A 23,518-nucleotide genomic window follows, 5' to 3' on the forward strand; every position below is an offset into this window, starting at 1 on the left:
ATCATATTTCTCCAAGAGCAAAATTCTCCGGATGTTTTCCTTTGAAATCTTTGAAATAAAGTTTGATTTCTTTCATGTCCTTATTAATATCTCCTGATGGCATGATGGCTTTCGTTGCAGAGATTGTTTTCTTGCTGTAATCAATGCCAATCAGAACGATAGGAACCTGGGCTTTCAAGGCTATAAAATAAAATCCTTTTTTCCAGTTTGGATTCGCTTTGCGGGTTCCTTCGGGAGTGATAGCCAAATTAAACTTTTTATATTTAGCAAAATTATGAACCATCTGATCTACTAGCGAAGTTTTTCGGCTGCGGTCAACGGGAATTCCGCCAACAGCTTTGAAAAAAACTCCGAGTGGAAAGAAAAACCATTCTTTTTTCATCATGAAACTTGTCTTACGGCCTATAGCACCATAAAATAGTTTTCCAATAAATAAATCAAGATTTGTTGTGTGTGGAGCGGCACATATCACGCATTTATCATAATTAGGCACCGTAACGTTTGTCTTCCACCCTAACAGGCGGTAATAGATAAAGCTATAAATTGCTTTTTTCATTTCTGCTTTTAGTTCAATTTTCCGATAGCTTCAATAATCTCGTTAATCTTTGCATTAAAGTCTGCACGGAATTTCTTATAAAAACCTTTCACGTTGCCCGGTTCTGTATGGCTGATACGAGTAACAAACTCATCCTGCATTTTCAGTACCTCTGCCATCAGTTCATCAGCTTTCGCTTTGTCTGTGCCGGGGATAAGCATGCTGTTAATTAAACACTCGGTGAATAATTCTCCTGCGATATAGTTTACGTTCTTTTTGAGTTCTCTTCTACTTGCCATAATCTTTATATTTAATGGTGAATAATAAAAATATTTGCGGTAAAGATAGGCACTTTCTTTGATTCTAGCGAATAATATAGGGAAAAACATTATTCAGGCCTTCATCTTCTTAACTCTATCCCTTTATTTAAATAATTTCACAGGCTATTATTGATGGAATAACAGGTTTGATTGTGATCCTGAATAGTATTTTGGTTATGTATGAGCCAAATATTATTTTTTAGTGAAGCGGTAACCCGAAAAATAATATAGAATTTACCTAACGGACAAACGTACGTTATCTACCGTGTGAATGTCCGTTACCCACCGGACGAGCATCAACAACCTGCCAGACGAAAGCCGGTCATCTGCCGGACGAATAACTCATGAGGGACGCGGGTACAGAAACGGCACCGACGAAGTGATCCGAACCGACAGCGGTAGCAGCTAAAGCCATTTTCTCTGCCCTATATTATTGCTATTATTTATAACAGAAATAATACTTTTCTCTTCTCTTCTCTACTCTACTGGTTTTCGTTGGCTTTTCCCCCTTTACTGGCGGGCGTTTCAGCGCTTTGTACAGCCCTCTTTGGATACCTTCGTTTTTGTACCGATTTCACTTGTTTTCTCACCGAAATACAAGAATAACTTTCACGTGAATGGCGGTTTTTCTCTTACTTTTCTTTTTTTATAATAGTTGCAATCATAAAGTAGGTATTTTTGTTCTTTCTCTTAATTTATTGTATAATCTAAAATAACTAATGATGCAAAAAATGAATAAGAATGGATTTAACCAATGTGCCGGAGCGTACATTGAGCGTTTGCGAAAAGAAGGGAGATATTCTACCGCTCATGTTTATAAGAATGCTCTTTTTTCTTTTAGTAAGTTTTGTGGAACAACAAACATATCGTTCAGACATGTCACGCGGGAATGTTTACGTTGCTATGGGCAGTATCTTTATGAGTCAGGATTGAAGCTCAATACGATTTCTACCTATATGCGTATGTTGCGTAGCATCTACAATAGGGGAGTGGAAGCGGGAAGAGCTCCTTATGTGCCCCGGTTGTTTCATGACGTCTATACAGGTGTAGATATCCGGCAAAAGAAAGCATTGCCTGTGCTCGAATTGCATAAACTTCTGTATGAAGATCCGAAGTCCGAACGCTTGCGCCGTACACAGACGATTGCTGCTCTGATGTTTCAGTTTTGTGGGATGTCATTCGCGGATTTGGCGCATTTAGAGAAATCAGCTTTGAACCAGAATGTGCTTCAATATAACCGTATCAAGACTAAAACACCTATGAGCTTGGAAATTTTGGATAGCGCAAAGGAGATGATTGATCAGCTTCGAAGCAATAAACCCGCTGTCCCTGATTGTCCCGACTATTTATTCAATATTTTACATGGCGATAAGAAACGGAAAGATGAAAGAGCATATAGGGAATATCAATCTGCTCTTCGGAGTTTTAATAATTGTTTGAAGGATTTGGCTAGGGCACTACACCTGAATTCCCCCGTCACTTCATATACCTTCCGACATTCGTGGGCTACTACCGCTAAATATCGCGGAGTTCCGATTGAAATGATTAGTGAATCGTTGGGACACAAATCTATTAAAACCACACAAATATATCTGAAAGGCTTTGGATTAAGAGAACGTACAGAAGTTAATAGAAAGAATTTATCTTACGTTAGAAATTGCAATGTTAGCAGGTGATATATAGACAAAACTCTAATAATCAATATTTAATTATGTCTGTTACTTCTTAGGTAACGGATTCTAATACGACGCAAAGATAAACAAAAATATAGATAGCAAACAAATATAATCTCATTTTTTTCGTTTTATCTGATATATATGGCAAAAAAAAATCCGAACATGAAATAATCTTATCTTCATGCCCTATGATTTATATGTCCTGTTAAAAAAAGAATTTCCCCCTTCGCTAAAGGCCAAAACTCTTCTATTACTGTAATTGTCGATGTTTTTCTCTGCTTTCATTCCGGTTGTTCTCGATTGTGTGTTTACTGTTACCTAAGAAGTAACGGAATTATATAAGGTAAAAATAGTAGATTAATCAATGGTTTTGAGAATATCTCTATTTAAAAGTATAATATACAAATAAAGATGAAGCAAACTAAAACAACTTTTAGGAATAAGTCATTTATTTCATTGAAAGGTAGTATTCTATTTTTGATTCTCATTTCGATGACCACCAGTCTGGTTCATGCTCAATATTCTATAGGAACAACGGGGCAGTTGATGATACCTACCGCTGAAATGCAAGAGGCCGGAACATTTATAGGTGGAGTTAATTTTTTACCTGAACAGCTTACTCCTTCGGTTTTCAGTTTCCCTACCATGAACTATTTTGTAGATATGACTCTTTTTTCTTTTATCGAATTCACTTATCGGATGACATTGCTCAAAATGACAACAGCTACGGGTAGAACCGGTTATCATAATCAAGACCGTTCTAATACGATTCGTATTCGTCCGATAAAGGAAAGTCGTTATTTCCCGGCTGTTGTGGTTGGTGGAGACGATCTCTTGACGGAAAAGAAGACGCCATATTGGGGAGCTTATTATGGTGTATTAACAAAGACTATCGGATTCCGTTCGGGGGATCAATTGGCTGTGACGGCAGGTTGGTATATTCATCAGGGCGATTGCCGGGTATATAATAAGGGGCCTTTCGGAGGTGTCCGCTACACGCCTTCTTTTTGCAAGGAGTTAAAGTTGATGGCTGAATATGATACGCGTGGATGGAATCTGGGTGCTGCCATGCGCTTTTGGAAGCATTTGTCCGTCAATGTGTTTACTCGTGAATTTACATGTGTTTCCGCTGGTCTGCGGTATGAATGTACATTAATACATTAAAATAAAGATGAAAAGGATCGTTAGTATAGCAGCCGTTTTTCTCTGTGGTATTTCTTTGTTGCAGGCACAGCTACTTCGTGTGAGTGATACCCTGAAAGAATTGAAAATGAAGAATATTTCGGTTGTGGAGAAAAAAGACACGATAACTGCCGCTTTTGAGACCTCTACCTATAGAGGTATTTATAATGGAATAGGTATTGCCATACGCCATTTGGCTGCTATACCGGAGATACCGACTTTGCAGTTGCTTATATTAGATAATGCCTTACCGCAATTATGCATAACTATTCCTGTGGAATTGATTCAAAAATATCAGTCTGGTGAATGTTCGTTGGGCGAAGTGTATCGTAATATGGGGATGACAACTTCTACCAGAACTGCCGTGAATCGCTTGAAAGGTATAAAACGGAAAGAAAATTCTTTCGGTAAAGTGGATTTGGTAGTATATCCCAGTGTAATGTTAGTCAACAATGTAACTTATAAGTTGTATAAAGCGGCTTTGGAATTACAGCCTGCTTTAGAAATGCAATTATGGAAGGGAGCTTCGCTGCGGATGCAGGTTTCTTTGCCTATTGTGAGTAATGAAGATGGTAAGTGGGACTGTGTTCGCTTGGGATTCATGACTTTGCATCAGGATTTTCGCTTGGCTAATCATTGGAAAGGATACCTTGCTGGTGGTAGCTTTTCTAATGATCGTCAGGGACTTGCTGCAGGAATCGGCTATTTTTCTGCGAATGGTCGGTGGACGGTAGAAGGTGGCGGAGGAATTACCGGTTCTTCCCATTTCTATGGTAGTGAATGGAAAATGAGTAAGTGGGGAAGAGTTAATGGACAGCTTAGTGTAGGATATTACGTACCGGAAGTGAATACTCTGGTGAAAGTAGAAGGAGCTCGTTTTATTTATGGAGATTATGGAGTACGTGGAACCCTTTCACGTTATTTCGGTGAATATATTGTAGGTATATATGGCATGTACACAGATGGAACAACAAATGCGGGATTTAACTTCTCTATTCCGTTACCGGGGAAGAAACGCAGGCGATATACGCTGCGGGTGATGCTTCCCGAATATTTTGCTTTTCAGTATGATATGCGTAGCGGAAATGAATATGCCCACCGTTCGTTGGGCGAAAGTTATAGTATAGAACCTAAGTCTGCTGAGAACTCACGTTTCTGGCAGCCGGATTATATCCGTTATTATTTGATTAGAACGAGTGAGAAATGAATCATGATTGATATTTGAACTAGTATTTTTAACAAAATTAAAACATTATGAAAAGTGTAAAATGGTTTTATGTGGGTGCCATGGCGATAGCCTTGGGTGTGTTGTCTTTTGCGACAGTTGCATGTCATGATGATGATGACGATCCGAAACCGGCAGAGGGGGAAGTAATTGAAACTCCGAAACCGATAGTGGAGTATTACATTATGGGTACAGTAACTTCAAAAGGCGCAGGAATGAGTGGGGTGACTGTGAAAGTAGGAAGTAAAAATTGTACAACGGACTCCAATGGTAAGTTCTCTGTTACCGAAAGCGCCACAGGTATTTATGAGATTGCCGTTACTCATACCGGTTATCTCTCTCAAAAGACTTCTGTGACAATAGCAGACAATACGGAGAACCGTAGTGTGATAACTGTGGCTTTAGCTCTAACTGGGGAAAGTCCGAAAGAAGAAGTCAAACTGGACGCACAGGAAGCAACTGTTGTGGAAGATAAAAGTACATCAAATACAGAAATTCCGGCAACTTCAGAGGATTTGGGACAGGTTACACCGGATAAGGTTGTAGAAGATGTACCCTTGGCGAAAGTGTCCATAGAGATTCCGGCAGGGGCTATTGAAGCAGAAGGGCAGAATACAGGAATTGTGGAAAACAATAAAGTTGATATCAGTGTCACTACGTTTGTTCCTGCTCCCGAAAAGGTTACTACCGAGGTTAAACCTGCTGAAGAAGGAAAGGCTGTAGAAAAGAGCATTCCTTTGGCAGCAGCTCATTTTGAACCGACAGGATTAAAATTCAAAGAGGCTGTCAACATATCTATTCCGAACCCTATTCCGGGTATAACTTTCCCGAAGAGTAGTATGCAACTGACTTATCTGAATCCGCAATCAGGACAATGGGAAGTGGAGAAAGACGGGGGACAAAATGTAGCAGTTACTTTGAACGAAAGTGGTAGTTATACAGCTCCGGTTAAGCACTTTTCTGCTTATGCAATAGAAAACAAAGTGTCTAGCACTATTAGCAAAGAGGAAATTCAGAAAAGCGAAGTTTTGGGACAGACAAGTCATGATAATAGCGAGAATGCGAAAGCGGTGACAGGTATCGTGTTGAAATATTCCGAAAAGGCCGGCTGGGATTATGTCGGTGGCGTAGAGGGAATGGTTACGGCTATAAAAAATGCCTTAGGTACCAGTGACCAAACGACAATAAATGCAATGGCGGCTTATCTCAGAACTCGCATGTATTCGTTGATGGGTTCAACATCAGGAATCACTACTACCGAACGTATATATAATACGGTAAATGTAAATGGCTATACTACGATGGATTATGCTTGTTATGCCAAGACTCGTACAACTACATTGACTACAACAGTCATCTATAACGGGCAGACAAAAACGATATCTATCTCTGCAAAACGTTATACAGGTGCTGACCAGCAATATAAGACGGTAACTTATAACCCGACACATAGTGGTGGTAAAGGTGGTAGCATGTAAATTGATCCATGTACCAAAATATAATTTGATACATATTTCCCATACATATCAACTGTCTGTGAAGATTGTTGATATGATTTTAAAGCGATTCATTGAATCGCTATGTAATATTTTTTAATAAAAACCTTTTGAATATGCTTCTTTTTTTCAATAAACCCTTTTTAGCATATTCATATAGAGTATAGAGGGAGGAGGTCACTGTGAAGCGGTCTCCTCTTTTGCTTTTTGGAAATACTGTAATCCATTAGAAATAATATCCTAAATTCACAAAGCAACTTCCTTTATCTGTCTGATTAGAATATCCTAATGATATTTCCAATGGTCCGAAGATGCTATCCATACCATAACCTGCGCTAACACCGAACAATTGCTTCCCTTTCAATATATCGAAGAAATTACTATCCGTTAGCCCGTAGTTACCTGTCAATGTGAGATAATGAATGGCTCCCATCCGTTGTCTGAATTTAATAGAGGCGATCATAATGGTGTTATCCATTAATTCCAGATTGGTAACCCCGGCAAAAGGTAATTGCTGTGGAATATAGAAACCGGGGACATCACCGCCAATAGCATTTTGTAATGGATAAGGAAAATCCCTTCCGATCAGGATACGTCCATAAATGGAAGGAATGACAGAGAAGCGGCGGGTCACTGGAATGACACTTGCCCACGAAGCATTCAGTGCTGAAAATGGAGCATGTTCGTTGTATTGTGCCATATTATCCGTATAGAGCGAATAGGCAGCTCTGAAGTCACTTCCTTTAGAAGGGAAACGTCCTTTATCATAGGTATTATATTGTACTTGGGCAAAATAACTTAGAAAATGTTCCGATTCTACTTTCAGGTCGGAGATTTCAGGTTTCTTAAACAGGAAATCCTTGTATTTGTAATATTCAAAACGAAGACCGAGTCCGAAACGGAAATTCTTGTACCATACATCAGAGAAACCGAATTCGGCCAGATGATATTTGTAAGTTGTATTATAGGCACGGTCACCTTCTTCGTAAATATTGATATCGTTGTATTGGAACATATACGAGAAGTTGAAATTACGTTGTTGCATGGGTTCCAACGTGTAGTCTATGCGGGCGGCATATCGTTTACCCAACCGACCGGTAAGAGCCAACCGGGAAGGAATATGAGTTTTGAGGTCTGCCGTTGCATTGACCAACAACGATGCGATCTCTTCCGAGTCGAAACGGATGCCCAAATTGATTCTTCTTTCATATTTTTCTTGCAACAGGAAGTTGAGATGATAGCCTTCAGGTGTCTCTTTCAATGTATAACTGGCACTTGAGTAGGATTGGCTACCGCGTAACTGATACAAGGCCTGTTCTATTTGTAGAGTGGAGATATTACTGTTTTCTTTCAAATTGCATTTCTTCATCAGCCATTTTTTGTCATCCACTTCTACACCCGAAAATGAAATGTCGGTCACATAAACAGTACGTGCATTGGATAGGGAAGAATAAGGGCCGTGTTGTTTGGGAGTATAATCCTCGGCTATTCCTATTTTCTTTTTTAAGGCAAGCAACGAATCCCATTGGTCTCTTGCCGCTTCTTCACCTCTTCGCATCAAGCTATCAATAGCAGTCGGAGTAAAACTGGCGGATGAATATCCCTCTACATTGACACGGATATAAGTATCTGTGAGGTCTACATTCTTTTCATGATTAGACTGACAGGTAATGTCTACAATCTGTCCCAGAATGTCGGGGACGCTATTGAGCTTGTCGGCCTTTTTGAGAGCGTTTTGCACGTCTACTCCGATAATAATATCAGCCCCCATTGCTTTCACTACATCCGCCGGATAGTTGTTTACAATACCACCGTCCACTAACACCATGCTGTCTTGCCGTACCGGAGTAAATACACCGGGGATGGCCATACTGGCGCGCATGGCAGTAGAAAGTATTCCGTCATGGAATACGATTTGCTCTCCGTTGACAACATTGGCAGCCACACAGGCAAAAGGAATGGGAAGTTTATTAAAATTGATAGAATCATGATATCCCACGGTAAGGTCTGAAAACAGATTGGCCAGATTCTCTCCTTTCATGATTCCTCCGGTAGCGGCATCTTTGGGAGTTTTGGTGAAAGGGATAGAGACTGTATATTTTTCAGATCGCTCACGATCTGTTAATGACATGGCGCTTCTTTTGATACGGTCACTCAACAGGAACGTCCAATCTTGCTTCCGTACCATACTGTCCAATTGTTCCGGAGTATAGCCGATGGCATAAAGACCACCTACGATAGCTCCCATACTGGTACCGGCTATATAGTCGATAGGAATGCCGGCTTCTTCGATCACTTGCAGTGCTTTGATGTGTGCCATTCCTTTGGCACCCCCGCCGCTCAGTACGACACCTACTTTTTTTCTTTGCTCCTGAGAATGCAAAGAAAAAGGCAATAATAAGCCAATTGATAAAACTAATGTTGAAAAGATTTGTTTTTTCATTAGGACATGGTCTAGTGTTGATGTTTAATATAATACAAATGTAGAGCATAATTTGTTTAGTTGTTGAAATGGGAATTAAAAAAAATGTTCCAAAAGTCGGAAATGTGGATAATTTCTACACAATACAGCGGATTTCCACACTTTTGCAAAAAGAAGAAGAATTTGTAATGCTTTGATTGTAAGTTAATAATGTCTGCGACGCATTTTTGGTATGTGAATTGCATATAGGAGTAAAGAACAAACATAAGTTAAATTAAATAATAAGATTCGATATGAGATTATTCTTTTCGAAACATGAGTTGAAACTGAGGAGAAAGAGAACCATTGCTGCTATAATCTGTGCGGTAGTTGTGTTGGGTGTATATTGGATACTGACCCGACCTCAGAAGGCTGCACCGGAAATGCCGACAGTCATTGTGGAACCGGTAGTGAAAGATGATGTAGAGATATACGGGGAATATGTAGGGCGTATTCGCGCCCAGCAGTTCGTCGAAGTCCGTGCCCGGGTGGAAGGCTATCTGGAAAATATGCTTTTTGCCGAGGGGACATATGTCAATAAGAATCAGGTTTTGTTTGTCATTAATCAGGACCAGTATCGTGCCAAAGCTGATAAGGCCAGGGCGCAGTTGAAAAAAGACGAAGCGCAGGCTTTGAAGGCGGAGCGTGATTTAAAACGTATCCGTCCGTTGTTTGAGCAGAATGCTGCAAGCCAGTTGGATTTGGATAATGCGGAAGCTGCTTATGAAAGTGCCGAGGCAACGGTAGCCATGAGTGAGGCGGATCTGGCACAGGCTGAACTGGAGTTGGGCTATACCATTGTCCGTTCGCCTTTGTCGGGGCACATTAGTGAAAGAAATGTGGATTTGGGTACGTTAGTAGGACCCGGGGGAAAATCGTTGCTTGCTACTATTGTGAAGAGTGATACGGTGTTGGTTGATTTTAGTATGACAGCACTCGATTATCTGAAGAGTAAAGAAAGAAATATTAATTTGGGACAACAGGACTCTACCCGTTCCTGGCAGCCCAATATTACCATTACATTGGCGGATAACACGGTTTATCCATTCAAAGGATACGTGGATTTTGCCGAACCGCAGGTGGACCCTCAAACCGGTACTTTCTCCGTACGTGCAGAAATGCCTAATCCGAAACAGGTATTATTGCCGGGGCAGTTTACAAAGGTGAAATTGTTGCTGGATGTTCGTGAAGGAGCACTCGTTGTTCCGATGAAAGCCGTTACCATCGAAAAGGGTGGAGCATATATTTATACCATGCGTAAGGATAATGCTGTAGAGAAACGTTTTATTGAATTAGGACCGGAAGTCGGGAATAATGTGGTGGTAGAAAGAGGATTGGCAGAAGGAGAAATGGTTGTTGTGGAAGGATTCCATAAGTTGACTCCAGGTATGAAAGTACGGGTGAGCCAATCGGATGCAGAGGCCCAGGATAGTATAACTGCGACAAAAAATGAAGTGGTCGGGGCGAAAGAAAATGTTACCGGAATGAAGGATAATGCGAAAGGAGAATAAACGATGAAAGTTACTTTTTTTATAGATAGGCCGGTCTTTTCGGCTGTAATCTCCATCGTGATTGTGATTGTCGGTATTATCGGTCTGACGATGCTTCCGGTGGATCAATACCCGCAGATTACCCCTCCGGTAGTGAAGATCAGTGCTTCCTATCCGGGTGCGAGTGCACTTACTGTATCACAGGCAGTGGCTACTCCGATTGAGCAGGAAATCAATGGTACTCCGGGGATGCTTTATATGGAATCAAATAGTTCTAACTCCGGAGGCTTTTCGGCAACAGTTACTTTTGATGTATCTGCTGATCCGGATTTGGCAGCTGTTGAGATTCAGAACCGTGTGAAACTGGCAGAATCCCGTTTGCCGGCGGAAGTGATTCAGAATGGTATTTCGGTAGAGAAACAGGCTCCCAGTCAGTTGATGACGCTTTGTCTGACTTCTACTGACCCAAAGTTCGATGAGATTTACTTGAGTAACTTTGCTACTATCAATGTGCTCGATGTGATTCGCCGTATTCCCGGAGTGGGGCGTGTATCCAATATCGGTAGCCGTTATTATGCCATGCAGATATGGGCGCAGCCGGATAAGCTGGCAAACTTCGGACTGACCGTACAGGATTTGCAGAATGCATTGAAAGATCAGAATCGTGAATCGGCAGCGGGGGTGCTGGGACAACAGCCTGTACAGGGATTGGATATCACGATTCCTATCACGACACAGGGACGTCTTTCCACTGTAGGACAATTTGAAGATATCGTAGTGCGTGCTAATGCGAATGGTTCTATCATTCGATTGAAAGATGTGGCACGTGTATCGCTGGAAGCTTCTTCCTACAATACAGAGAGTGGTATTAACGGTGAGAATGCTGCCGTGCTTGGTATTTATATGTTACCGGGTGCCAATGCGATGGAAGTGGCCGAGAGAGTAAAAGAGGCGATGGATGAGATTAGCAAGAACTTCCCGGAGGGATTGAGCTATGAGATTCCGTTCGATATGACGACCTATATTTCCGAATCTATTCATGAAGTATATAAGACGTTGTTTGAAGCGTTGGTTTTGGTGGTTCTGGTGGTTTATCTATCCTTGCAGAGCTGGCGTGCAACGTTGATTCCGGTAGTGGCGGTACCTATTTCATTGATCGGTACTTTCGGATTCATGCTGATTTTCGGTTTCTCACTGAATATCCTGACATTGCTCGGATTGATCCTTGCCATCGGTATTGTGGTGGATGATGCGATTGTGGTGGTGGAAGGTGTAGAACATATCATGGAAACGGAGCACCTAAGCCCTTATGAAGCTACGAAAAAAGCGATGAACGGACTTTCCAGTGCTTTGATTGCCACTTCACTGGTATTGGCGGCTGTGTTCGTCCCGGTTAGCTTTTTAAGTGGGATTACAGGACAGTTGTATCGCCAGTTTACGGTGACAATTGTAGTGTCCGTACTTATTTCTACGGTAGTGGCTCTGACATTGAGTCCAGTGATGTGTTCGCTGATTCTGAAACCGGATAGCGGGAAGAAAAAGAATATCGTTTTCCGGAAGATTAATGAATGGCTGGGTATCGGTAGTAATAAGTATGTAGCTGCCGTAACTCGTACAATCAAGCATCCTCGTCGAGTTTTGAGTGCTTTTGGTATGGTGTTGATTGCTATCATGTTGATTCATCGTATTATTCCGACCAGTTTCTTACCTGTAGAAGATCAGGGATATTTCAAGATTGAATTGGAACTACCGGAAGGAGCTACTCTGGAACGTACCCGTATCGTGACAGAGCGTGCCATTGCTTATCTGGAAAAGAACCCGTACATTGAGTATATACAGAATGTAACGGGAAGTAGTCCGCGTGTCGGAAGTAACCAGGGACGTGCTGAACTGACGGTGATCCTGAAACCTTGGGAAGAACGGAAGAGTACTACTATTGAGAAAATCATGCATACGGTGGAAAAACATCTTCAGGAATATCCGGAATGTAAAGTCTATCTGTCCACCCCTCCGGTGATTCCGGGACTGGGTAGTTCGGGAGGTTTTGAGATGCAGCTGGAAGCTCGCGGAGAAGCCACCTTTGATAATTTGGTAGACGCAGCAGATACATTAATGTACTATGCATCCAAACGTAAAGAGCTGGCCGGCTTGTCATCTTCTTTGCAATCGGAAATCCCACAACTCTATTTTGATGTGGATCGAGATAAAGTGAAGATGCTGGGTGTGCCTTTGGCTGATGTGTTTTCTACCATGAAGGCTTATACCGGTTCGGTGTATGTGAACGACTTTAATATGTTCAACCGTATATATAAGGTTTATATTCAGGCGGAAGCTCCTTACCGGGAACATAAAGACAATATTAATTTATTTTTCGTAAAAGCCTCCAATGGAGCGATGGTACCGTTGACTTCTCTGGGAAATGCATCATATACCACAGGACCGGGAAGTATCAAACGTTTCAATATGTTTACTACGGCCGTTATTCGTGGAGCAGCTGCGCAAGGATATAGTTCCGGACAGGCGATGGAGATCATGGAACAGATTGCCAAAGATCATCTCCCCGATAATATCGGTCTGGAATGGAGCGGTCTTTCCTATCAGGAGAAGCAGGCGGGAGGTCAGACAGGTATGGTGATGGCACTGGTATTCTTGTTCGTTTTCCTTTTCCTTGCCGCACAATACGAAAGTTGGACAGTGCCTATTGCCGTATTGCTTTCTTTACCTGTGGCTGCTTTGGGAGCCTATTTGGGAGTCTGGGTTTGCGGATTGGAAAACGATGTTTATTTCCAGATTGGCTTGGTTATGTTGGTCGGACTTGCCGCTAAGAATGCAATTTTGATTGTAGAGTTCGCAAAGGTGCAGGTAGATAAAGGTGAAGACTTGGTGCAGTCGGCCATATACGCAGCCAAATTGCGTTTCCGTCCGATTCTGATGACCTCTCTTGCCTTTGTGCTCGGTATGCTTCCGATGGTACTGGCAAGTGGTCCGGGTTCGGCAAGCCGGCAGGCAATCGGTACAGGTGTATTTTTCGGAATGATATTTGCCATCGTATTTGGTATCATTCTTGTGCCGTTCTTCTTTGTGATGGTGTATAAAACAAAGTCGAAAATCTTAAAACATAAGAAATAATGAAACGAAAGAAACTATATATTGCTATTCTGTTACTTGCCGGAGTACTGACTTCCTGCAAGGTAGGGAAAAGCTATGTCCGTCCTGATCTTCATTTACCCGACAGCTTGGAAAGATCACAGGATTCGGTCAGCTTCGGTGCTCAGGACTGGAGGGATATTTATACGGATGCTACATTGAGAAGTCTGATAGAGCGTGCATTGGATCATAATAAAGATATGCTGATTGCTGCTGCCCGTGTGAAAGAAATGGCTGCACAGAAACGAATTTCTACGGCGGCATTGCTTCCGGACATTAAAGGAAAAGTGACAGGGGAACGTGAACTTGAGAATCATGGAGGAGACGCTTTCAAGAGATCAGATACCTTTGAAGCACAATTTCTTGTTTCATGGGAACTCGATCTGTGGGGAAATCTACGTTGGGCACGTTCGGCTAGCATTGCCGAGTATCTGCAATCTATTGAGGCGCAACGTGCATTGCAGATGACGATTGTGGCTGAAGTGGCGCAGGCTTACTATGAACTGGTAGCTTTGGATACAGAGCTTGATATTGTCAAACAGACGTTGAAAGCCCGTGAAGAAGGGGTACGTCTGGCACGTATCCGGTTTGCCGGTGGATTGACCTCCGAGACTTCCTATCGACAGGCACAAGTGGAGTTGGCACGTACGGCCACTCTGGTTCCTGACTTGGAACGTAAAATCTCTCTGAAAGAAAACGATATTGCTTATCTTGCGGGTGAATATCCTAATAAGATAGCCCGTTCCCGTTTGCTTCAGGAATTTAATTCTCCGGAAACACTTCCCGTAGGATTACCGTCTACTTTGTTGGAACGCCGTCCCGATATTCGTCAGGCAGAGCAGAAACTGATTGCTGCCAATGCAAAAGTGGGAGTGGCCTATACGAATATGTTCCCGCGTCTTGCCTTGACAGGCGGTTTCGGTAGTGAAAGTACTTCTTTGTCGGAACTCCTGAAATCTCCCTACGCAATTATGGAAGGAGCTTTATTGACTCCTATATTTGGTTGGGGAAAGAACCGTGCGGCATTGAAAGCGAAGAAGGCCGCTTATGAGGCTGAAGTACATAGTTATGAGAAATCCGTACTGGAAGCTTTCAAAGAAACACGTAACGCGATTGTCAACTTCAACAAGATCAAGGAAGTATACGAACTTCGTGCCAATCTGGAACGTTCGGCCAAGAGCTACATGGACCTGGCACAATTGCAGTACATCAATGGGGTCATCAACTATCTGGACGTATTGGATGCCCAACGTGGATACTTTGATGCCCAAATCGGATTGAGTAATGCCATTCGTGACGAGTTGATTGCGGTGGTTCAACTTTATAAGGCTCTTGGCGGAGGCTGGGAGCAGAATCCCTAGAATTATATTATAAATTAGCTCGCTGAAGAAAACGTAAAGGCTATCTCCCACGTCGGGAGATAGCCTTAATTTTTCTTTCTTCTTCCTTTTGTCTTAAAAACAACAGAAGAAGAATTTTCATAATTCGGAAAAAAGTGCGAAATTTGCAACGCTTTTCAAGTTTGACAAGAAACTTACTAACACCTTTAAATAAAAAATTAAAGAAAATGACTAAAAGTGCATTGCAAATCGCAAGGGCTGCTTACCAGCCCAAACTTCCGAAAGCATTGGCATCAGGAGCTGTTAAGGCTGTAGCAGGTGCTGCTACTCAATCTGTAGCCGATCAGGAAGCTATCAAAGCATTATTCCCGAACACGTATGGAATGCCGTTGATTACATTCGAAGCCGGTGAAGCTGTTGCTCTTCCTGCTATGAACGTAGGTGTAATTCTTTCCGGTGGTCAGGCTCCGGGCGGACACAATGTAATCTCCGGTTTGTTCGACGGTATCAAGAAATTGAATCCGGAAAACAAATTATATGGTTTTATTTTGGGTCCTGGTGGTCTGGTAGATCACAACTATATGGAACTGACTGCTGATATCATCGACGAATACCGTAATACGGGTGGTTTCGATATTATCGGTTCCGGACGTACGAAGCTGGAAGCTGAAAGCCAGTTCGAAAAGGGTTATGAAATCATCAAAGAATTGGGTATCAAGGCACTGGTTATCATTGGTGGTGACGACTCTAACACAAATGCTTGCGTATTGGCTGAATACTATGCTGCTAAGAAGTATGGTGTACAGGTAATCGGTTGCCCGAAAACAATCGACGGTGACTTGAAGAACGATATGATTGAAACTTCTTTCGGTTTCGATACAGCTTGTAAGACTTATGCTGAAGTAATCGGTAACATCCAACGTGACTGTAACTCTGCACGTAAATACTGGCACTTCATCAAATTGATGGGTCGTTCGGCTTCTCACATTGCACTGGAATGTGCTTTGCAGGTACAGCCTAACGTATGTATCGTTTCAGAAGAAGTGGAAGCAAAAGATATGTCTTTGGATGATGTAGTGACTTACATCGCTAAAGTGGTAGCAGACCGTGCAGCACAAGGACACAACTTCGGTACAGTATTGATTCCGGAAGGATTGGTAGAGTTCATTCCTGCCATGAAACGTCTGATTGCTGAATTGAATGACTTCCTGGCTGCTAATGCTGAAGAATTCGGTCAGATTAAGAAATCTCACCAACGTGATTATATCATCCGCAAACTTTCTCCGGAAAACTCTGCTATTTATGCTAGTCTGCCGGAAGGTGTTGCCCGTCAATTGACTTTGGATCGTGACCCGCACGGAAACGTTCAGGTATCATTGATCGAAACTGAAAAACTGTTGTCTGAAATGGTAGCTACTAAGTTGGCTGCATGGAAAGAAGAAGGCAAGTATGTTGGTAAATTTGCTGCTCAACACCACTTCTTCGGTTATGAAGGACGTTGTGCTGCTCCGTCAAACTTTGACGCTGACTATTGCTACTCTTTGGGTTACACGGCTTCTATGTTGATTGCTAACGGTAAGACTGGTTATATGTCTTCTGTACGTAACACAACAGCTCCTGCTGCTGAATGGATTGCTGGTGGTGTGCCTATTACCATGATGATGAACATGGAACGTCGTCACGGTGAAATGAAGCCGGTTATCCAGAAAGCATTGGTAAAACTGGATGGTGCTCCTTTCAAAGCATTTGCTTCACAACGCGAACGTTGGGCTATCGAAACGGATTATGTATATCCGGGTCCGATCCAATACTTCGGTCCTACAGAAGTTTGCGACCAGGCAACTAAGACTTTGCAACTGGAACAAGCTAAATAAATACACTTCAGAGCAGTTGTTAATGTAATAGTTGCAATAATAGCTGCAATGAAGGGTTCTTTCAGGCACGGATTACGCGGATTAACACGGTTTTTTAGTTATTTCTTAATAAACCGTGTATTCCGTGTAATCCGTGCCTATCTCTAAAAATATTGATCGTTTAAAGTAAATGCCGCAACGCAACAACCCGATGTCTGCCGTACAGAAGAAAAGAACTGTTTCCACCACTAAAAGAAAGGGAACGGCCTCTTCTTCCAAAACTTCCCGTACCTCAAAAAAGGAACAGGTGAAGCATCGAACTGTGATGCCTACCTGGCTCCGTAATATGCTGGCAGTGATGATTGTCGGTTGTTTCTCCGCAGCTTTCTATTATTTCTTTATCCGTCCTTATGCTTATCGATGGAAACCTTGCCATGGCTTAAAGGAATACGGTGTCTGCATCCCTGACGGATATGATATTCATGGTATTGACATTTCTCACTATCAGGGAAAGATTGATTGGAAGAAGCTGTTGCAGAATAAAGAGACGGCTACTCCTTTGCATTTTGTCTTTATGAAGGCAACAGAAGGAGGAGATCATAACGATACTACATTTGAGGCAAACTTTGCCAATGCCCGTAATCATGGATTTATCCGTGGCGCTTATCATTTTTATATTCCGAGCACGGATGCTTTGAAACAGGCGGACTTCTTTATTCGCACGGTAAAACTGGATTCCGGCGACCTGCCTCCGGTTCTCGATGTGGAAGTGACCGGACGAAAAGAGAAAAAGGAATTACAGCAAGGCATCAAACGCTGGCTGGACCGGGTGGAATCTCATTATGGGGTGAAGCCTATTCTTTATACCTCTTATAAATTTAAAACCCGTTATCTGGACGACTCTATCTTCAATGCATACCCTTATTGGATTGCCCATTATTATGTGGACTCTGTAAGGTATCAGGGAAAATGGCACTTTTGGCAACATACGGATGTGGGAAGTGTTCCCGGTATTAAAGAAGACGTAGATTTGAATGTATTCAATGGCTCGTTAGAGGAACTTAAAAAGCTGACAATTAAGTAACGGGTATTTCTTTTCCCTACAACTTATCTCTTCTCATATTTGTTATAATCGTATTATTACTTAAAAGATACGATTATGAACTTTGATATAGCTATTATTGGTGGTGGTCCGGCCGGGTACACAGCTGCCGAACGGGCAGGGGCCAACGGATTAAAGGCCGTTCTTTTTGAGAAAAAGGCAATGGGTGGAGTATGTCTCAATGAGGGGTGTATTCCTACTAAAACTTTGTTATATTCTGCTAAAATACTGGATAGCATCAAGAATGCTTCCAAATATGGCGTTTCTGCCGAATCTCCTTCGTTCGATTTATCCAAGATTATGAGCCGTAAAGATAAAACAGTAAAAATGTTGACGGGCGGTGTGAAGATGACTGTGAGTTCTTACGGAGTGACTATTGTAGAAAAGGAAGCTCTGATAGAAGGAGAAAAAGATGGGAAAATACAAATCATTTGTGATGGAGAAACCTATTCCGTGAAATATTTGCTGGTATGTACCGGCTCTGATACAGTGATTCCTCCTATACCGGGACTGTCAGAAATCAGTTATTGGACTTCCAAGGAGGCATTGGAAATAAAGGAACTTCCAAAGACGCTGGTCATTATTGGCGGCGGGGTGATTGGGATGGAGTTTGCTTCTTTTTTCAACAGTATGGGTGTGAAAGTGCATGTGGTAGAAATGATGCCGGAGACTCTGGGAGCGATGGATAAGGAAACCAGCGGTATGCTTCGTGCCGAATATGCCAAACGTGGAGTCACTTTCTATTTGAATACGAAAGTGGTGGAAGTAAATCCTCATGGAGTTGTGATAGAAAAAGAAGGCAAGACGTCTACTATTGAAGCGGAGAAGATCTTGCTTAGTGTAGGACGTAAGGCAAATCTATCCAAGGTAGGACTGGACAAGCTGAATATAGAACTGCATCGGAATGGAGTGAAAGTAGACGAACATCTGTTGACTTCGCATCCTCGTGTATATGCGTGTGGTGATATTACAGGCTATTCTTTATTGGCGCATACCGCTATCCGTGAAGCGGAAGTCGCTATCAATCATATTTTAGGAGTGGAAGACCGGATGAATTACGATTGTGTTCCGGGAGTCGTTTATACCAACCCTGAAGTGGCGGGAGTGGGAAAGACGGAAGAAGAACTGGTAAAATCAGGAGTTCCTTACCGTGTTTCAAAATTACCGATGGCTTATTCCGGACGGTTCGTTGCGGAGAATGAACAGGGAAACGGACTCTGTAAGCTGATCCAGGATGAAGACGGGAGGATTATCGGTTGTCACATGTTGGGAAATCCGGCATCAGAACTTATTGTGATAGCAGGTATTGCTATTCAGAGAGGGTACACGGTGGAGGAATTCCAGAAGACTGTGTTTCCGCATCCTACGGTCGGAGAGATTTATCACGAAATTATGTTTTAACTCTTATTCCGCTTGATCTATGATTCGATGTATCTATAGTCCGTTTACTGATATTTACTTTCACTTGGCAGCAGAAGAATATCTGTTGAAGCAGGTAAATGAAGATATTTTCATGCTTTGGCAGGATACTCCTTCTGTGGTAATAGGTAAGCATCAGCGGTTGCGGTCGGAAGTCGATAAGAAATGGGCGGAACAGGAACGAGTACATATTGCCCGTCGTTTTTCGGGTGGGGGAGCGGTGTATCATGATTTGGGTAATGTCAATCTGACTTTTATAGAAACGGTTCCCCGTCTGCCGGAATTTGTTACTTACTTGCAGCGGACATTGGATTTCCTGAATTCTATAGGCCTGATGGTAAAAGGAGATGAACGATTGGGGATTTATTTGAATGGATTGAAAATATCAGGGAGTGCGCAATGCGTACATAAGAATCGGGTGTTGTATCATTGCACTTTATTGTATGATACGGATCTGGCAGCATTGCATAAAGCTTTGAATCCGGAACCGATGGTTGATGATGAAACTTTATCGTCAGTATATGCCGTTCCTTCCGTTCGGAGTGAGGTAACTAATATTCGGAGTCATTTGCCGGAGGGAACTGTAACTGATTTTAAAGAGAAGGCTTTTCAGTATTTCAGTAAGTTCCAATCTGTCAGTGCTTTTAACGGGAAGGAAATAGAGGCTGTCAATCAGCTCCGGAAAGAGAAATATATTCAGAAAGAGTGGATATATAGTCGTTGATGTCCGGACTGGCTTTGTCAGTATCCGGTTAAAATTTACTTAACTTAAAACTTTCTATTTCAGCCCGTTGTTGTAATATATCAAGGTTTAATAATAAATTAACTGTCTATGTCGAAATTCGAAATAAAAATGCCTAAGTTGGGCGAGAGTATAACCGAAGGGACCATCGTCTCTTGGTCTGTAAAGGTGGGTGACATGATTCAGGAAGACGATGTGCTTTTTGAAGTGAATACTGCTAAAGTAAGTGCGGAGATCCCTTCTCCCGTAGCGGGAAAAGTGGTGGAGATTTTATATAAGGAAGGTGATACTGTTGCTGTAGGAACCGTAGTCGCTATAATTGATTTGGATGGCGAAGAATCTTTTGGAACGGAGCCGGTAAATGTTTCTGAAACATCACCATCGTCAGCGGAAACTGCTAAGAACGAATCAGCGAATACTGCATCGAAACCTGTTGTTGCAGAGGAAGAACGTTGGTACTCTCCTGTTGTGATTCAGTTGGCGCGGGAAGCTAAGATTCCGAAAGAAGAGCTGGATGCTATACAAGGAACCGGTTATGAAGGGCGATTGAGTAAGAAAGATATAAAAGATTATATTGAAAAGAAGAAAAGAGGAGGTAGCGTTGAACCGAAGCCGGCATCTGCTGCTCCGGCCGCAAGCAAACCATCAGTTGCTGTTTCTTCTGAACAGGCAAGTCCGAAGGTTGCTCCGGCTACATCTGCCGCTGCTGCCCAGCCGGCTGCCACTTTATCTAAATCGTCTGCTCCTGTAGCAATGCCTGGAGTCGAAGTCAAAGAGATGGATCGTGTCCGCCGGATTATTGCCGACCACATGGTTATGTCTAAGAAAGTATCTCCTCACGTGACCAATGTAGTAGAAGTAGACGTTACCAAATTGGTACGTTGGCGTGAAAAGAATAAAGATGCTTTCTTTCGTCGCGAAGGAGTGAAACTGACTTATATGCCTGTGATAACAGAAGCCGTGGCAAAAGCATTGGCTGCCTATCCACAGGTGAATGTATCGGTAGATGGATATAATATTCTTTTCAAAAAGCATATTAATGTCGGTATTGCCGTCTCTTTGAATGATGGAAACCTGATTGTTCCTGTGGTACATGATGCCGATCATCTGAATCTGAACGGGTTGGCTGTTGCTATCGATTCTCTGGCCTTGAAAGCAAGGGATAACAAATTAATGCCGGAAGATATTGATGGGGGCACATTTACGATAACCAATTTTGGTACATTCAAGAGCCTGTTCGGTACGCCAATCATTAATCAGCCGCAAGTAGCTATCTTGGGAGTAGGGTATATTGAGAAGAAACCTGCTGTTGTAGAAACTCCGGAGGGTGATACGATTGCAATCCGGCATAAAATGTACTTGTCTTTGTCTTACGATCATCGGGTAGTAGACGGAATGTTGGGAGGTAACTTCCTGCATTTTATAGCCGACTATCTCGAAAATTGGAAAGGCTGATAACTGATTGTTTCATTCATTAAGAACTTCATTACTCATGAAAAAGAAATATGATATAAAGACTACAGATGTAGAAACCCTGAAAAAGTGGTATCATCTGATGACATTGGGGCGTGCCTTGGACGAAAAGGCACCGTCTTACCTGTTGCAATCATTGGGGTGGTCTTATCATGCTCCCTATGCAGGACATGATGGTATTCAACTTGCCGTTGGTCAGGTATTCACCCTCGGTGAAGATTTCCTGTTCCCATACTACCGGGATATGTTAACCGTGCTTTCTGCCGGAATGACCGCTGAAGAAGTGATTTTGAACGGTATTTCCAAAGCGACGGACCCGGGTAGCGGAGGACGTCATATGTCGAACCATTTCGCGAAACCGGAATGGCACATTGAAAACATCTCCTCTGCTACTGGCACACACGACCTTCACGCAGCAGGTGTGGCCAGAGCAATGGTATATTATGGACATAAAGGCGTGGCTATCACTTCTCACGGAGAGTCGGCTACTTCCGAAGGATTCGTTTACGAAGCTATCAATGGTGCCAGTCTCGAACGTCTTCCGGTGATTTTTGTAATACAAGATAATGGGTATGGTATTTCTGTACCCAAATCGGAACAGACTGCCAACCGTAAAGTGGCCGAGAACTTCTCGGGCTTCAAGAACTTGAAGATTATCTATTGCAACGGAAAGGATGTATTCGATTCGATGAATGCTATGACCGAGGCACGGGAATATGCTATCAGCACCCGTAATCCGGTTATTGTGCAAGCGAATTGTGTCCGGATCGGTTCGCATTCCAATTCAGATAAACACACCTTGTATCGGGATGAGAATGAATTGGAATATGTGAAAGATGCTGATCCCTTGATGAAGTTCCGCCGGATGCTGCTGCGTTATAAACGTCTGACCGAGGAAGAACTGCAACAAATAGAAGCTGATGCAAAGAAAGAATTGTCTGCTGCCAACCGGAAGGCTTTGGCTGCTCCCGATCCCGATCCTAAAAGCATTTATGATTTTGTAATGCCCGAGCCTTATCAGCCACAGAAATATAAAGACGGTACACATGAGGCGGAAGGGGAGAAGACTTTTCTGGTCAATGCCATTAATGAAACATTGAAAGCTGAATTCCGCCATAATCCCGATACCTTTATTTGGGGGCAGGATGTGGCAAACAGGGAAAAAGGAGGCGTGTTTAATGTAACCAAAGGTATGCAGCAAGAATTCGGCGAGGCCCGTGTATTCAGTGCACCGATTGCGGAAGATTATATTGTAGGCACTGCCAATGGAATGAGTCGTTTTGATCCTAAAATTCATGTGGTGATTGAGGGAGCGGAGTTTGCCGATTATTTCTGGCCTGCCATAGAGCAATACGTGGAGTGTACACATGAGTACTGGCGTAGCAATGGGAAATTTGCTCCGAATATAACTCTGCGTCTGGCTTCCGGTGGTTATATCGGTGGAGGCTTGTATCATTCTCAAAACCTGGAGGGAGCTTTGACCACTTTACCGGGGGCACGTATTGTCTGCCCATCTTTTGCGGATGATGCTGCCGGATTACTTCGTACCAGTATGCGATCCAAAGGCTTTACGCTGTTCCTCGAACCGAAAGCATTGTATAATTCGGTAGAAGCGGCAGCAGTAGTGCCGGAAGATTTTGAAGTACCTTTCGGGAAAGCACGTGTTCGTCGTGAGGGAACAGATTTGAGCATTATTACCTATGGCAATACCACCCATTTTTGCCTGCACGCAGCAGAACGATTGGAAAAAGAAGGTGGCTGGAAAGTGGAAGTCATTGATATTCGCTCCTTGATTCCGTTGGATAAAGAGGCGATATTCGAATCGGTCAAGAAAACGAGCAAGGCATTGGTCGTTCATGAAGATAAAGTTTTCTCCGGTTTTGGTGCGGAACTTGCTGCTATGATTAGTGGGGAAATGTTCCGTTATCTTGATGGACCGGTGCAGCGTGTGGGGTCTACTTTTACTCCTGTCGGTTTTAATCCGATTCTGGAAAAGGAAATTCTGCCGGATGAGGCCAAGATATACGAGGCTGCCCGGAAATTATTGGAATATTAAA

At 42.6% G+C, this 23,518-nt stretch carries 16 protein-coding genes; 13 read left to right on the plus strand and 3 right to left on the minus strand.

From position 1 onward, the window contains the following. Position 1: 1 nt before the first annotated feature. The gene (locus I2I13_RS05750; RefSeq protein WP_074556433.1) at positions 2–556 is read right to left on the minus strand and encodes a 1-acyl-sn-glycerol-3-phosphate acyltransferase; all 555 of its coding nucleotides are present in this window, start codon (positions 554–556) and stop codon (positions 2–4) included. Positions 557–564: 8 nt separating this feature from the next. Continuing rightward, positions 565–834 (minus strand): hypothetical protein, encoded by a 270-nt coding sequence (locus tag I2I13_RS05755; protein ID WP_074556508.1) that lies wholly within the window; start codon positions 832–834, stop codon positions 565–567. Between the two features lie 743 nt (positions 835–1,577). On the opposite strand from I2I13_RS05755, the gene I2I13_RS05760 reads away from it, so the two are divergent. The 4 genes from I2I13_RS05760 (at position 1,578) to I2I13_RS05775 (ending at position 6,416) form a co-directional block, all read left to right on the plus strand. Continuing rightward, positions 1,578–2,531 carry a tyrosine-type DNA invertase cluster 3b gene (locus tag I2I13_RS05760; RefSeq protein WP_099146420.1) on the plus strand — a complete coding sequence of 318 codons (954 nt, stop codon included), beginning with the start codon at positions 1,578–1,580 and terminating at the stop codon, positions 2,529–2,531. Between the two features lie 411 nt (positions 2,532–2,942). Next, positions 2,943–3,695 (plus strand): YjbH domain-containing protein, encoded by a 753-nt coding sequence (locus I2I13_RS05765; protein WP_195649062.1) that lies wholly within the window; start codon positions 2,943–2,945, stop codon positions 3,693–3,695. Positions 3,696–3,702: 7 nt separating this feature from the next. Further along, positions 3,703–4,920: a hypothetical protein gene (locus I2I13_RS05770; protein ID WP_195649063.1), complete on the plus strand. Its 1,218-nt coding sequence runs from the start codon at positions 3,703–3,705 to the stop codon at positions 4,918–4,920. Between the two features lie 47 nt (positions 4,921–4,967). Then, the gene (locus I2I13_RS05775; protein WP_074556437.1) at positions 4,968–6,416 is read left to right on the plus strand and encodes a carboxypeptidase regulatory-like domain-containing protein; all 1,449 of its coding nucleotides are present in this window, start codon (positions 4,968–4,970) and stop codon (positions 6,414–6,416) included. 244 nt (positions 6,417–6,660) lie between these two features. On the opposite strand, the gene I2I13_RS05780 is transcribed toward I2I13_RS05775, so the two are convergent. Then, a complete protein-coding gene (locus I2I13_RS05780) occupies positions 6,661–8,877 on the minus strand; it encodes a patatin-like phospholipase family protein (protein ID WP_148366183.1) in 2,217 nt (738 codons plus the stop codon). Positions 8,878–9,149: 272 nt separating this feature from the next. On the opposite strand from I2I13_RS05780, the gene I2I13_RS05785 reads away from it, so the two are divergent. The 9 genes from I2I13_RS05785 (at position 9,150) to I2I13_RS05825 (ending at position 23,517) form a co-directional block, all read left to right on the plus strand. Continuing rightward, the gene (locus I2I13_RS05785; protein ID WP_074556439.1) at positions 9,150–10,406 is read left to right on the plus strand and encodes an efflux RND transporter periplasmic adaptor subunit; all 1,257 of its coding nucleotides are present in this window, start codon (positions 9,150–9,152) and stop codon (positions 10,404–10,406) included. 3 nt (positions 10,407–10,409) lie between these two features. Beyond that, complete coding sequence (locus I2I13_RS05790; protein ID WP_195649064.1) at positions 10,410–13,514, plus strand: efflux RND transporter permease subunit; 3,105 nt, start codon at positions 10,410–10,412, stop codon at positions 13,512–13,514. Continuing rightward, a complete protein-coding gene (locus I2I13_RS05795) occupies positions 13,514–14,893 on the plus strand; it encodes an efflux transporter outer membrane subunit (RefSeq protein ID WP_074556441.1) in 1,380 nt (459 codons plus the stop codon). The genes I2I13_RS05790 and I2I13_RS05795 overlap by 1 nt, the downstream gene beginning before the upstream one ends. A 206-nt stretch (positions 14,894–15,099) precedes the next feature. After that, complete coding sequence (locus I2I13_RS05800) at positions 15,100–16,746, plus strand: diphosphate--fructose-6-phosphate 1-phosphotransferase (RefSeq protein ID WP_074556442.1); 1,647 nt, start codon at positions 15,100–15,102, stop codon at positions 16,744–16,746. Between the two features lie 169 nt (positions 16,747–16,915). Continuing rightward, positions 16,916–17,809, plus strand: a complete 894-nt coding sequence (locus tag I2I13_RS05805; RefSeq protein WP_195649065.1) for a glycoside hydrolase family 25 protein — start codon at positions 16,916–16,918, stop codon at positions 17,807–17,809. Positions 17,810–17,884: 75 nt separating this feature from the next. Next, positions 17,885–19,228 carry a dihydrolipoyl dehydrogenase gene (gene lpdA, locus I2I13_RS05810; protein WP_195649066.1) on the plus strand — a complete coding sequence of 448 codons (1,344 nt, stop codon included), beginning with the start codon at positions 17,885–17,887 and terminating at the stop codon, positions 19,226–19,228. A 19-nt stretch (positions 19,229–19,247) separates the two neighbouring features. Continuing rightward, complete coding sequence (locus I2I13_RS05815; protein WP_195649067.1) at positions 19,248–19,970, plus strand: lipoate--protein ligase family protein; 723 nt, start codon at positions 19,248–19,250, stop codon at positions 19,968–19,970. Positions 19,971–20,078: 108 nt separating this feature from the next. Further along, positions 20,079–21,443, plus strand: coding sequence for a dihydrolipoamide acetyltransferase family protein (locus I2I13_RS05820; protein WP_195649068.1), 1,365 nt, complete (start codon positions 20,079–20,081; stop codon positions 21,441–21,443). 37 nt (positions 21,444–21,480) lie between these two features. Then, positions 21,481–23,517, plus strand: a complete 2,037-nt coding sequence (locus I2I13_RS05825) for a thiamine pyrophosphate-dependent enzyme (RefSeq protein WP_195649069.1) — start codon at positions 21,481–21,483, stop codon at positions 23,515–23,517. The last annotated feature ends 1 nt before the right edge of the window (position 23,518 follow it).

Source organism: Bacteroides sp. D55t1_190419_B8 (assembly GCF_015558905.1).
GTDB lineage: Bacteria > Bacteroidota > Bacteroidia > Bacteroidales > Bacteroidaceae > Bacteroides > Bacteroides vicugnae.